12 protein-coding genes are annotated in these 12,628 nt (G+C 63.8%); 2 read left to right on the top strand and 10 right to left on the bottom strand.

The window, feature by feature from the left end:
* Window positions 1-5 precede the first annotated feature (5 nt).
* The 4 genes from fdxA to QM596_RS08935 form a co-directional block, all read right to left on the bottom strand.
* Complete coding sequence (gene fdxA / locus QM596_RS08950) at window positions 6-329, bottom strand: ferredoxin (protein WP_003945248.1); 324 nt, start codon at window positions 327-329, stop codon at window positions 6-8.
* A 146-nt stretch (window positions 330-475) separates the two neighbouring features.
* Window positions 476-1,234 (bottom strand): hypothetical protein, encoded by a 759-nt coding sequence (locus tag QM596_RS08945; protein WP_283308701.1) that lies wholly within the window; start codon window positions 1,232-1,234, stop codon window positions 476-478.
* Window positions 1,234-3,792: a bifunctional FO biosynthesis protein CofGH gene (locus QM596_RS08940; RefSeq protein WP_283308783.1), complete on the bottom strand. Its 2,559-nt coding sequence runs from the start codon at window positions 3,790-3,792 to the stop codon at window positions 1,234-1,236. The genes QM596_RS08945 and QM596_RS08940 overlap by 1 nt, the downstream gene beginning before the upstream one ends.
* Before the next feature lie 118 nt (window positions 3,793-3,910).
* Window positions 3,911-4,099, bottom strand: coding sequence for an Rv3202a family protein (locus tag QM596_RS08935; protein WP_003945217.1), 189 nt, complete (start codon window positions 4,097-4,099; stop codon window positions 3,911-3,913).
* Between the two features lie 82 nt (window positions 4,100-4,181).
* On the opposite strand from QM596_RS08935, the gene QM596_RS08930 reads away from it, so the two are divergent.
* Window positions 4,182-4,685 (top strand): PH domain-containing protein, encoded by a 504-nt coding sequence (locus tag QM596_RS08930; RefSeq protein WP_020970221.1) that lies wholly within the window; start codon window positions 4,182-4,184, stop codon window positions 4,683-4,685.
* The gene (locus QM596_RS08925; protein WP_283308700.1) at window positions 4,682-6,253 is read left to right on the top strand and encodes a PH domain-containing protein; all 1,572 of its coding nucleotides are present in this window, start codon (window positions 4,682-4,684) and stop codon (window positions 6,251-6,253) included. The genes QM596_RS08930 and QM596_RS08925 overlap by 4 nt, the downstream gene beginning before the upstream one ends.
* On the opposite strand, the gene QM596_RS08920 is transcribed toward QM596_RS08925, so the two are convergent.
* From QM596_RS08920 to typA, 6 genes are all read right to left on the bottom strand, one after another.
* Window positions 6,213-7,058, bottom strand: a complete 846-nt coding sequence (locus QM596_RS08920) for a uroporphyrinogen-III synthase (protein ID WP_019744520.1) — start codon at window positions 7,056-7,058, stop codon at window positions 6,213-6,215. The two genes, QM596_RS08925 and QM596_RS08920, sit on opposite strands and share 41 nt — an antisense overlap.
* A gap of 51 nt (window positions 7,059-7,109) precedes the next feature.
* On the bottom strand, window positions 7,110-7,526 hold the full coding sequence (locus QM596_RS08915) for a hypothetical protein (protein ID WP_019744521.1): 417 nt from the start codon (window positions 7,524-7,526) through the stop codon (window positions 7,110-7,112).
* A 93-nt stretch (window positions 7,527-7,619) separates the two neighbouring features.
* Complete coding sequence (locus QM596_RS08910; RefSeq protein ID WP_019744522.1) at window positions 7,620-7,778, bottom strand: hypothetical protein; 159 nt, start codon at window positions 7,776-7,778, stop codon at window positions 7,620-7,622.
* A gap of 107 nt (window positions 7,779-7,885) precedes the next feature.
* Window positions 7,886-8,770, bottom strand: a complete 885-nt coding sequence (gene mshB, locus QM596_RS08905) for an N-acetyl-1-D-myo-inositol-2-amino-2-deoxy-alpha-D-glucopyranoside deacetylase (RefSeq protein ID WP_205906508.1) — start codon at window positions 8,768-8,770, stop codon at window positions 7,886-7,888.
* The gene (locus tag QM596_RS08900; protein ID WP_019744524.1) at window positions 8,767-10,551 is read right to left on the bottom strand and encodes an ABC transporter family substrate-binding protein; all 1,785 of its coding nucleotides are present in this window, start codon (window positions 10,549-10,551) and stop codon (window positions 8,767-8,769) included. The genes mshB and QM596_RS08900 overlap by 4 nt, the downstream gene beginning before the upstream one ends.
* Window positions 10,552-10,702: 151 nt before the next feature.
* Window positions 10,703-12,610 carry a translational GTPase TypA gene (gene typA, locus QM596_RS08895; protein ID WP_019744525.1) on the bottom strand — a complete coding sequence of 636 codons (1,908 nt, stop codon included), beginning with the start codon at window positions 12,608-12,610 and terminating at the stop codon, window positions 10,703-10,705.
* Window positions 12,611-12,628 lie beyond the last annotated feature (18 nt).

Here is a 12,628-nt window from a genome sequence, read left to right as displayed (position 1 = left end):
GATCTCTATTCCTCACCCATGGGAGGCAGCGCCTTGATGAACGGCGTGTCGTAGTCGACCTTGCCGAGCTTGGCCGCTCCACCCGGCGAACCGAGATCGTCGAAGAAATCGACGTTGGTGCTGATGTACGCGTTCCACTGGTCCGGGACGTCGTCTTCGTAGAAGATGGCTTCGACGGGACAGACAGGCTCACACGCGCCGCAGTCGACACACTCGTCGGGGTGGATGTAGAGCATGCGTCCACCCTCGTAGATGCAGTCGACAGGGCATTCTTCGATGCACGCCTTGTCCATCACATCTACACACGGTTCAGCAATCGTGTAGGTCACTGCCGATCTCCCTGCCTTCCTGTCGTGCATCGCCGCCGCAACACGCAGTTGCAAGGGGCCGAAAATCCGATACGACTCTCACGTACCGCGGGAACAGCCTATTATCCCCCTGCCAACCGACTCTGAGCAGGCGGGGGTAACACATTTCAGCCTACTGCGGTGATGTTCCTCGACCGAATCGCGATCCACTTCTCCCCCGCAGCAGCTGCGCGGACCAAAGCGCCGCGCTCACCGAGATAATCCGCCACGACGCCGACCACCGGAATCTTGCCGAAAATCTCGTACGGTTTTGTCCGCGACGGCCGCTTGTGCAGCTCGTCCGTGATGGCACGAAAAGTCTTGGACGTGCGCCACAAGGTGCCGATGAGCGCGAACGGGCGCCAGGTCTCGTCGGCACCGCTGACCGACTTTTCGGCGAAATCCTCACCGGCGAGCAGATCTCGGGACTTGGTCTCACGCCGGCACAGCACCGACGCCAGGAGGTCCACCTGCTGATCCCGCTCCGTCACTCCGTGTTCACGGGCAACCGCAACGAGCACAACGGCCTGATTCGCGAATGCCAAGAGGTCCTGGATCGGCAGCCGATTGAGGAGGACGCCGAAGATGCCAGGGAACGCGACGGCAACGGTGTTGAGTGCACCCAACCGGGTCGTCCACCACTTCGAGCGCTGCTCGTCGGTCATCACCGACCACGCCGCCGTCCCGGGGAACTTGACGACGTCGAGGACCCAGGCCGCCGCGTCCAACACCATCGCTGCGGCATTTCGCTCGGGATCGGTCGGCTCGAAGGTCCGACGCTTGATACCGAGCGGATCACCGTAGGCGAGATCGAGAACCGGGTTGATCCCCCATACCGCTCGATCGAGAACCTCGACGACCTTGCGGTCCCCCAGAACATCGGCCATCAGGCAATCGCTCCTTCGCGTCGTGCATGTGTGGTGGTTCGTTCGCGCGCCGGGCGTCCGATTCCCTCGGCGATGGCGCGCAGTTCCGCGACGGTCTTCTCGGACCCGTGTTCGGAGCCTGCCATCCGCGAGATCGTCTCCTCCATCAGCGTCCCACCGAGGTCGTTGGCTCCGCCGTTGAGCATCATCTGCGTTCCGGTGATCCCGAGCTTGACCCAGCTGGTCTGGATGTTGGGGATGCGACCGTGCAGCATGATGCGTGCCAGTGCGTGCGCAGCGCGGTTGTCCCGGTTGGTCGGCCCTGGCCGTGAAGCGCCCGCCAGGTACAGCGGCGCGCTCTGGTGAACGAACGGCAGCAGCACGAACTCCGTGAATCCACCTGTACGGTCCTGGATTCCGCGAAGAACGTTCAGGTGCCCGACCCAGTGGTGCGGCTGATCGACATGCCCGTACATCATCGTCGAACTCGACCGCAGCCCCACCTCGTGCGCCGTGGTGACCACTTCGATCCACTCCGCCGTCGGCAGTTTGCCCTTGGTGAGGATCCAGCGCACCTCGTCGTCGAGGATCTCCGCTGCCGTACCGGGAATGGTGTCCAGGCCCGCCTCACGCAGAGCGGTCAGCCAATCCCTGATGCTTTCACCGCTGCGCGACGCACCGTTGACGATCTCCATCGGCGAGAACGCGTGGACGTGCATCGACGGCACGCGCTTCTTGACGGCCCGGACCAGGTCGGCGTAACCGGTGACGGGAAGTTCCGGATCGATACCGCCCTGCATGCACACCTCGGTCGCGCCGGCGACGTGCGCTTCCCACGCACGGTCGGCGACCTGCTCTGCCGACAGCGTGAAGGCGTCGGCGTCGCCCTTGCGCTGCGCGAATGCACAGAACCGGCAGCCCGTGTAGCAAATGTTGGTGAAGTTGATGTTCCGGTTCACTACGTAGGTGACGTCCTCGCCGACGGCTTCCTTGCGTAGCGCATCCGCCAGTGCCACAACAGCTTCCAGGCCCGGGCCCTCCGCCGTGGCAAGGGCCAGGTACTCGTCGTCGGAGCATCCGGCCGGGTCGCGTTCGGCACTGCGCAGCGCAGCCAGCAGATCGGTGTCGACGCGAATCGGAGCACTCAGCTCGAGGACCTGTTCGCGCACGGTCTCCCAGTCGCCGAACGCACTGCCCAGGTCACTGCGGGTCTCGGTGTTGCGCCCGTCCGTGTCGATCTCGGTATTGAGATCGACGCGTCCGCTCGATTCCCACGACTCGTCCGGTTCCTGCCACGGCCGACCCACCGGCTTGGTATCGGGCAGGGCGAGGCCGGTTTTGGGGTCCGCCAGTGCCTTCACGTGGCCCGCAATGCGCGGATCGATCCACGGAGCCCCGGCCAGGACATAGGCCGGCTGAGCCGCAGTGCGTTCGGTCAGGGTGAAGCCGCCTTCGGCGCTGATCTCCGCCAAGGTCTCGAGATTCGGCCACGGACGCTCCGGGTTGACGTGATCGGGAGTCAACGGTGACACCCCGCCCCAGTCGTCCACACCGGCGCCGAGCAGCGCGAGGCACTCGCTGTTCGAGACGAGATTCGGCGGACTCTGAATCCGCATCGTCGGCCCGAGCAGCAGGCGTGCGACGGCGATGGCCGCGAGAAACTCGTCGAGTCCTGCATCAGGGGTATCGCGCATCGCGGTATCAGGTTTGGCCAGGAAATTCTGGATGATCACTTCCTGGATGTGCCCGAACGCCTTCTGCGACTTGCGTATCGCCATGATCGATTCGGCACGCTCGAGGAAGTTCTCCCCGATGCCCACAAGAATTCCCGTGGTGAACGGGATGTTCAGTCGGCCTGCGTCGGTCAGGGTGCGTAGCCGAACCGCCGGGTCCTTGTCCGGGCTGCCGTAGTGGCATTCGCCCTTGTCGGTGAACAGGCGGGTTGCGGTCGTCTCGAGCATCATGCCCATCGACGGCGCAACGGGCTTGAGCCGCGAGAGTTCCTGCCAGCTCATCACACCGGGATTCAGATGCGGGAGCAGTCCGGTCTCCTCGAGTACCCGGATCGACATCGCCCGCACGTAGTCGAGGGTGGAGTCGTAGCCGCGTTCGTCCAGCCACTGCTTTGCTTCCGGCCAGCGTGCCTCGGGGCGATCACCCAGCGTGAACAACGCTTCCTTGCAGCCCAATTCGGCGCCTGCCCTGGCAATGTCCAAAACCTCGTCCGGCTCCAGGAACATGCCGTGCCCAGCGGCACGCAGTTTCCCGGGCACCGTGACGAACGTGCAGTAGTGGCACTTGTCCTGGCACAGACGGGTCAGCGGAATGAAAACCTTCCGCGAATACGTCACGGTGTTCGGCCGACCCGCTGCCAGCAGCCCGGCATCGCGAACCTTGGCTGCCGAGGAACACAGATCGGTCAGATCGGTTCCCCGCGCCTGCAGCAGCGTTGCCGCCTCGTCGACGTTCAGGGTTGCTCCATCGCGTGCGCGACGGAGAACTCGCCTCATCGCCGACGCTGACGGGCCGGGCGACGGACTGGACGAGGCGGACGCGGAAATACCTGGCATCGGAAGCATGGTGGGTTTGCCGGAGTCATCACCAGTTCGGTTCACCTAGCGATCATGCGCCATGTGGGACGACTAGTGCCACCCGGTGCCAGAAGTAGGAGGCCTTACCGCCCCGACACGGCCTCGATCACGACGGCCGGTAGTCGTCGTCGACCGCGACCTCGACTCGTTGATCCACCACGTCAGCCACTGGCGCGTCGAGTGGAATGTCGGTCAGATCGGGTTCTTCGGGGGCGTTCGGATCTACGGGTGTCGATTGTTCGAGCGCATCTGATTCCGGAGCCTCCGGGTCGAATGTCGCATCTTGTTCGGTCATCACGTGCTCCCTTCGCAGTCGCCACACTCCACGATAGGGCCGATGTCGACAGATCGCCCCTCACTCGACCAAAGTAGTGCCCATGACTGCCCCGCAACCGCTGACCATGGCCGACCCGTTATGGCGACCCAGCGCCAAAGCCCCGAGGCTGTGGGCAATCACTGCCTCGCTGTTCTGGGTACCCGTCATCGTCGCCGAAATCGTCTGTGCCGTCTTGATACCCGGAATCCCGTCCTGGGTGGTGGGCCTGGTCTTCGCAGTCACCGTCCTGTTCGCGGCCACCTACATTCTGATGGTTCCGGCGTGGCGGTATCGCGTCCACAGATGGGAAATCAGTGACACTGCGGTGTACACACGCACGGGGTGGTTCACCCAGGAACGACGGATCGCACCGATATCGCGCGTGCAGACCGTGGACACCGAACGCGGACCGATCGACCGCATGTTGGGTCTGGCAACCGTGACCGTCACTACGGCGTCGTCGGCCGGGGCTGTGAAGATCTCCGCGCTCGACCAGGAAATCGCCGACCGCACCGTGGCCCAGCTGACGGAGATCGCGGGCACCAACGTGGGAGACGCAACGTGAACGAGAAGCAGTTGGGCGACCCGACCGCGATCGAAATCCCGGTCGAGGCGGAAACGGCAGCTGCCGAGGCAGCCGAGGAGGAACAGCCATGGCTCCGCCTCGACCGCCGCATGCTTCTGGTGCACCCCGTCAACGAAGTCGTCAAACTGCTCCCGGTCCTACTAGTCTCCGTAGTTCTCGGCAGCCAATCCGGAAACCACTGGTGGGGACTCGGCGTCGTCACTCTGCTCGTCGTCTTCGGTCTGTTGCGGTACTTCACCACCACGTACCGAATCGGGCCCGTTCACGTACAACTGCGCACCGGGGTATTCCAGAAAAAGCTGCTCTCCGTCCCGCGTAGCCGCATCCGATCCGTCGACGTCGAGGCCGGGGTCATGCACCGACTGCTCGGGCTGTCGATCGTGCGCATCGGGACCGGCCAGCGCGCCGGGATCGGCCACGATTCGAACAAGTTCGAACTCAATGCCCTCTCGACTGCCCTGGTTCCGGACCTACGTGCCGCACTGTTGGCCGGCGCGCAACAGGCACGGCGACTGGAAACCCCGGGCACACCGGTCGAGAACATCGCCGAACCGGTCGACACCGAGATCGGTCACTGGGAGCCCAGTTGGGTTCGCTACGCTCCCTTTTCGTTCACCGGAGTCGCCATCATCGCAGCGATCATCGGCATCTCGTTCCAATACGGCATCGGCACTGCCGTCGCGAAATCGTCGGCAGTAAGCGACAGCTTCGACTCACTCGAGAGCCTCGGCATCGCGCTGATGGTCGTCATCGCACTCGTCGTGCTGCTGGTGCTGTCGAGTGCACTCGCCTGCGTCCAGTACCTGATCGCGTTCGGCAACATGAAACTCACCGACAGCGGCCGCATCCTGCATGTCAGTCACGGCTTGTTGAAAACTCGGCAAACCACACTCGACCGCGCCCGCCTCCGCGGCACGACGCTCAAGGAACCGCTTCTACTGCGATTGGCTCGCGGCGCGCGGCTCGACGCCATCATGACCGGGGTCAGCGCCGAGAAGAAGGAATCTTCGCTGCTGCTCCCGCAGGGACCACGCAGAGAAGCCGAGCGAGTGATGGCTACCGTGATCGGTGATTCACGCCAGGCGTCCGCCCCGCTGATCCCGCACGGGCCAGCCGCGCGGCGTCGCCGGTACACCAGGGCACTGTTTCTCGCGACTGTGGCGTTTCTGGTCTGCGTGGCGTGCACGGCTTCTGGTCTGGATGTACCGATCTACGCGTGGTTCGGGGTCGCCGTACTCGCCATCGCTGGCGTTGCCCTCGCCTACGACCGATACAACGGCCTCGGCCACGCAGTCCTGCCGGGATGGTTGATCACCCGAAGCGGCTCGCTCGATCGCCAGCGTCACAGCCTCGAATCCGAAGGTGTCATCGGATGGACGGTGCGCGAGACGTTCTTCCAGCGACGCGCAGGCGTGGCAACCGTCATCGCCGCGACGCCCGCAGGCACCGGAAGCTACGAGGTGATCGATCTCCCCGCCGAGAACGCGTGGGCATTGATCGAAGCCGTCACTCCGGGCGGTGGCGACGTTTGGGCAGGTCGTCGATGATGAGCCGCGCCAGCGAACCGAGACGCGATCGCTCCGGCTGGATGGTCGGAACACCGAGGAGTTCCAGCGGGGCGGCCGTCACCGGTCCGACGCAGTAGGTCGGTACCGGTCCGCGCATAGCTGCGACGAACCGCTCCAGCTCGCCCATCTCTTTTGCCGTGCTGAGCATCGAGGACACCGCGGGGGCACTGGTGAAGGTCAGTGCGTCGATTGCACCGGAACGAACTGCAGCGACCAACGCGCGGACTGGCGACTGATCCGGCGGCCGGATCCACCGATAGACCGACACCGGGGTGACAACCGCGCCGATGTCGGCGAGGGAGGCGCTCAGGTCCGTCAACGGCTCCCATTCGGTGATGGTGCCGTGCAACTGGACTGCGACGCGTAAGCCTGCCACTCCCTCGCTTCCGAGGTGCGCCAGAACTTCCTCGGACGACTCACCCGAAGGCGACCATTCCTCGCGCAGTCCGGCGCCCCGGATGGCGCCCGTCGCCTTGGGGCCGCGGGCGATGATGCGCGTCCGGGCCAGAGCTCCGAGGAACTCGTCGGTCAAACCCCACGACGCGACGGCGTCGAGCCAACCCCGAAAGCCGATTCCGGTGCTGATCACGACCAATTCCGGCGGATCGGCAATCAACGCGGACGTCTGAGTGCGCAAGTCGCGATCGTCCACCAACGGCAGCACATGGATCACCGGTGTCCGCACGATCTCCGCGCCTCGACGTTCGAGGAGCGTCGCAAATTCTTCGACACGCCGTTCTGCGGTCAAGGCGATAGTCGCGCCCGCCAGATCATCTTCAGCCACAGGCTGAGTGTCCCTTATGGATGGGTTACTTTCCTACGCGCGCGCCGAGAACTATTGCGAACTGAGGGTGGCAAGCCTGTTGATCGCTACTTTGAAAAGGAAAACCGCGGCCGGAGCGATTGCGCCGACCAGCAGTAAGAACGTCAGAGGGGACGAGAGCACCAGCACGTCGCCGCCCGGACCGCCGACCATGCACACCAAGAACCCGACGATCCAACCGGCGAGCGGCAATGCGGCCATACCCGGCGTCGTAACCGTGCGGGCGGCGATCACCAATACGAGGTTCGCGGTCGCTGCCACGAGAATGCTGATCGGAAATGCCGTCGTACCGAGATGAGTCGGCAAGAACAGGACGGACAACACTGCGCACAAGAACCCGTCGAAAATCAGGACACCGAGGATGATGGGGTCGAGCCACGACAGCGACGTTTCTGTCGAAGCGTCTGTGTTGTTCTCGGCCGTGATCATGGTTTTGATAGTGGTCTATCGACGGCCAACGCGCGAGCGCGGGGTCCCCTCCCGACAAGCACCCCGGCTCGCGCCCGAAAAGCACGAAGTCGATCAGGGAACCGGCGGGAACCCGAGCAGCGTCAGCAGATGACTTTGCTGATCTGCAAACGCGTAGAGCGATCCGTAATACATGTCGTGGTAGTAACCGGCCATCGGACGCAACGAATCGACGAAGGCGACGATCTGGTTCTGCAGGTCCCAGTTGTACATTTCTTCAGCCCCCAGGCTTTGCTGTTACCGAAAGGACCACCCATCCGGTGACACGCATCACACACCACTACGGCGTCGATCGCAATGCCTGTGAGCCGACGCCCAGGTCAGCTGTGCAGCCCGCCGAACAGATCGCGCTCGCGACCGTCCTCACCCACCGGACCGAGCGTGCCGGCAGCCAATACGAAATGCTCGACCGTCAGGATCGGTTGGACCACGTTGTTCGACAACGCGAACTCGGCTCCACTCGGGGCTACCGTCACCTGAGTGGCGTGGGCGCTCAATGCCCTCGCCTTCGCATCGATGACGCCTCGAACATCGATTGCCGTCGTCACGTCTGCGTCCTCGACGCTCGGCAATTCACCGGGCTCGGGCAGACGCCAGTTCTCCGGGAACTCGGAAATCGCCGCGATGCCGCGTTCTAGTCCGCTGCGCTCGGTCACGGTCCAGTAGAACTTCGGAGTCGACCACGGCTCGCCGGTCTCGGGATATGCGGTCGTTGCTGCAGCTTCCACGGCCGCTGTCGTGATCGCGTGTGCCTGGATGTGATCCGGGTGCCCGTAGCCTCCGTTGGGGTCGTACGTGATCACGACGTGCGGCCGAATCTCACGAATGACGGCGACCACCGCGCCGACTGCCTCGTCGAGTCGAGCATTGACAAAGGCACGGGGATTGGAGGCCGAAGGTGTGCCGATCATTCCGGAATCGCGATAACGACCGGCACCGGCGAGGAAGCGAGGAGCGGCACTGCCCAAAGCCGACAAAGCAGCGCTCAATTCGGCGATCCGGTAGCCCCCGAGTTGATCGGCCTCGGCAGCCACGAGCCCTGCCCACGCGTCACCGATCACTTCGCCTTCCTCCCCCAACGTGCAGGTGAGGACCGTGACGTCGGCGCCTTCGGACGCGTAACGCGCGATGGTGCCACCGGTGGTGATCGTTTCGTCGTCCGGATGTGCGTGCACCAACAGAAGTCGCTTCGCCGACGCGGTCACTTTGCCACCCTCACCCAGTCCGTAGCGTTTCCGAATATCCCCACCTGCACCGGCCCGTCGAGGACCACGCCCTCGACTCCGGTCCCGACTGCAACCAGCGCTCGGCTCTGCACGATCGGCAAAACCGCCGCAAGATCCCACAGCTTGGGTTCCGCATCGGCGATCAACGACCCGAGATCCCCGATGCCACTGAGCGCTTCGTCGATCCGACCTTGCAACGCCGGATCACACAGCCCGGACAGGTTGCTCGGAGCCTCGACGCTTGTCGTTCGGACAGGCTCCGGAGACTGCGACGGCGTGGGTGTGGGCACCGCCGAACCTGTCGCAGGAGTGGAAGGCGCTGTAGGGCAACTGAACCGGGAGGCCAGCGAAGTTGCGGTGTCAGCGCCTGCTCGGCTCCAACCGACGATCATGTCGACGCGTCCTGTAGTCAGATCCTCGCCGTAGAGCTCCTCCGGCGGCACCGATTCGACGGTCGCCAGGATCCCCACGTCACGCAATTCGTCGGCAGCGGTGTTTGCCACGGCGATCGCGATGTCGTCGTTTTCGGGAGCGCCGATCAGCAGCGTCAACTGAGCGCCGTCCCGGACGATCGATCCGACCGTTCCAGTGCCAGTGACGATTCCGGTTGGCGGTGCTGTCAAGTAACCGGCTGCGGTCAGCTCGCCGAGCGCCTGCTCTCTGGTCGGTTTCGGCGGCGCGGTTGGCGCATATCCCGGATCCGACGGCGCGAGGATCTGAGCTTTCACCGGGGCCGACGCCGATTCACTCCCGGCCGCCACTACGGCGAGCAGGTCCGGATCGAGCAGTCCCAGAACACCTTTACGCACCCGAACGTCCGCGAAGTTCTTGCTGCGCCCATTGACGTTGATGTCGAGAGTGCGCGGAACGTAGGAGAATGCCGTACTGACACCCGGGATTGCAGAAAGCTGAATATCCGTGGCACTACCCGAATGAACTTGCGCCACTTGAGCATCGTCGGTACGCAGTGCATCCGCCAACTGCGAAGCCGTTCCTCCGCGTCGCAGAACTATCTGATCCGGATCTGAAGGCTTGCCCCAGAATCGGTCGTTGCGTTCCAGCACGATTTCGTCTCGACCACGGTCGACCGAGCGCACGTGAAAGTGGGCTCCAGACACCGGAATCCCCTCACTCAAACCGGTGCTGAAACCGCCGGGAGTGTCCTTGATCAGGTGGGATGGAAGAATATCGGTGAACAACTCTCGCCACGCCGGATACGGCGCACGCATCACGACGTTGACCGTCTTGCCACCGCCGGACGAGTTCACGTCGTCGATCATCTGATAGCCGGCGGGGTTGACCACACCGGGAACCGAGATCATCTGCTGCCAGAGATAGCGAAAGTCCTCTGCCGCAATGGGAGCGCCGTCCGACCATTGGGCTTCGTTGCGCAGTTGGTAGCGAATAGTGAACGGAGCCTCTGACGTCACTTCAGCCGAAACGAGAAAAGAATCGTCGATCGCCCACTCCGTCGCACCAGGCTGCGTCGGCGAATTGATCGGGCGAAACGCACTGGGCAACACGAGGTTGCCGACTGCGGAGTTGACCGGCGACTGATCCGCGAGCAGGTGCGGGTTGAATCCGCCTCCTACCTCGTCGATCGCCACAGTGACCTGCTTCATCGCCGGAACAACCGGAGTCGGTGTGGGCTTGACGGTTTCGGTGCTCTCGACCGGAGGCGGCGGATCGGCCGTACACGCAGTCAGCGACAACGCCGTCACTGCCACTGCCAACGCCAGGTAGCGACGTCCTGAGGCCACAGACAATTCCTTCCGTACGGGGCCGCGTCGCCCCTTCGCACTCGATTTCCGGGCAGAACTTTCGCCCGGAAACCATGAAGGCGAATGTACCTTTCCGCCGAAAACTCGGCTGAAAGGCACATCCGCCTGTCAGGTGGTAACCGACGAAAGACTACAGAGCAGCCTTGTCGCGAGACTTGCTACGCGAACGCTCGCGAGCGCGCTCGGTTGCATTGAGATGCACCTTGCGGACGCGGACGTCCTCGGGGGTGACCTCGACGCACTCGTCGCCGGAGCAGAATTCCATGGCTGCTTCGAGCTCGAGCTTGATGGGCTTCGCGAGGGTCTCCATCACGTCTGCGGACGACTGACGCATGTTGGTCAGCTTCTTCTCGCGGGTGACGTTGATGTCGAGGTCTTCCTGACGGGGGTTGATACCGACGACGTGACCCTCGTAGGTGTCCGCGCCGGGCTCGACGAAGAAGGTTCCGCGGTCAGCCAGCTGGATCATGGCGAACGGCGTCACTGTGCCGGAACGGTCCGACACGAGAGAACCGGTGTGGCGTGCACGAATCTCGCCGGCCCAGGGACCGTACCCGTCGAAGACGGCGTTGGCGATGCCGGTTCCGCGGGTATCCGTGAGGAATTCCGTACGGAAGCCGATAAGACCACGCGAAGGAACGATGAACTCCATACGAACCCAGCCCTGACCGTGGTTCGACATCTGAACCATCTTGCCCTTGCGGTTGGCCAGAAGCTGAGTGATGGCACCGAGGTACTCCTCAGGGCTGTCGATGGTCAGCTCTTCGAAAGGCTCGTGGATCTTACCGTCGACAGTCTGAGTGACCACCTGCGGCTTTCCGACGGTCAGTTCGAAGCCTTCGCGACGCATCTGCTCGACGAGGATGGCGAGCGCGAGCTCTCCACGACCCTGGACCTCCCACGCATCGGGACGTCCGATGTCGAGGACCTTGAGCGAGACGTTACCGACCAGCTCCTGGTCCAGGCGAGCCTTGACCATGCGCGAGGTGAGCTTGTGACCCTTGACGCGGCCGACCAGCGGTGAGGTGTTGGTACCGATCGTGACCGAGATAGCCGGCTGATCGACAGTGATGCGAGGCAGCGCAACCGGGTTGTCGAGGTCGGCGAGCGTGTCGCCGATCATGATGTCCGGGAAACCCGCAACAGCGCAGATATCGCCGGCAAGCGCAACCTCGGCGGGAACACGCTCGACACCGATGGTGGTGAGCAGTTCGGTGATCTTGGTCTTGGTGATGACGGGCTCGCCGTCGACCTCGCGGCACCAGGACACGGTCTGGCCCTTGCGCAGCTCGCCGTTGTGGATGCGAACCAGCGCGAGGCGACCGAGGAATGCCGACGCGTCGAGGTTGGTGACGTGAGCCTGAAGCGGCGCGTCGACCGTGCCCTTGGGGGCCGGGACGTACTCCATCAGAACCTGGAACAGAGCGGTGAGGTCCTCGGCGTCGGGCGCCTGACCGTTCTCGGGCTGCACCGTCGAAGCCTTGCCCTCGCGGCCGGAGGCGTAGAGAACCGGCAGCCCGAGCGCAAGCTCGGCGGCTTCGGCGGCCTCGTCGGAGAGATCGGACGCGAGGTCCAGGAGCAAGTCCTGAGCCTCGGAGACAACCTCTTCGATGCGAGCATCGGGACGATCGGTCTTGTTGACAACCAAGATGACGGGCAGTGAGGCAGCAAGTGCCTTACGCAGCACGAAACGCGTCTGCGGAAGCGGGCCCTCGGACGCATCGACGAGCAGGACGACGCCGTCGACCATGGACAGACCGCGCTCGACCTCGCCACCGAAATCGGCGTGGCCCGGGGTGTCGATGACGTTGATGACGGTGACCGAACCATCCTCGTTGCGCTTGTGCACCGAGGTGTTCTTCGCGAGGATCGTGATGCCCTTCTCGCGTTCTAGGTCGCCGGAGTCCATGACGCGATCGACCAGCTCGGCGCGCTCCTCGAACGCGCCGGACTGACGAAGCATGGCGTCGACGAGGGTGGTCTTGCCGTGGTCGACGTGTGCGACGATGGCAACGTTACGGAAGCTGGTGGTGGTCACGCGATGGCTCTCCTGGCT

The sequence above is a fragment of the Rhodococcus sp. IEGM 1406 genome (assembly GCF_030056745.1).
Classification (GTDB): Bacteria; Actinomycetota; Actinomycetes; order Mycobacteriales; family Mycobacteriaceae; genus Rhodococcus_F; species Rhodococcus_F erythropolis.
The sequence above is the reverse complement of the archived record's forward strand: the minus strand, read 5'-3'. Positions and strand labels throughout refer to the sequence as shown.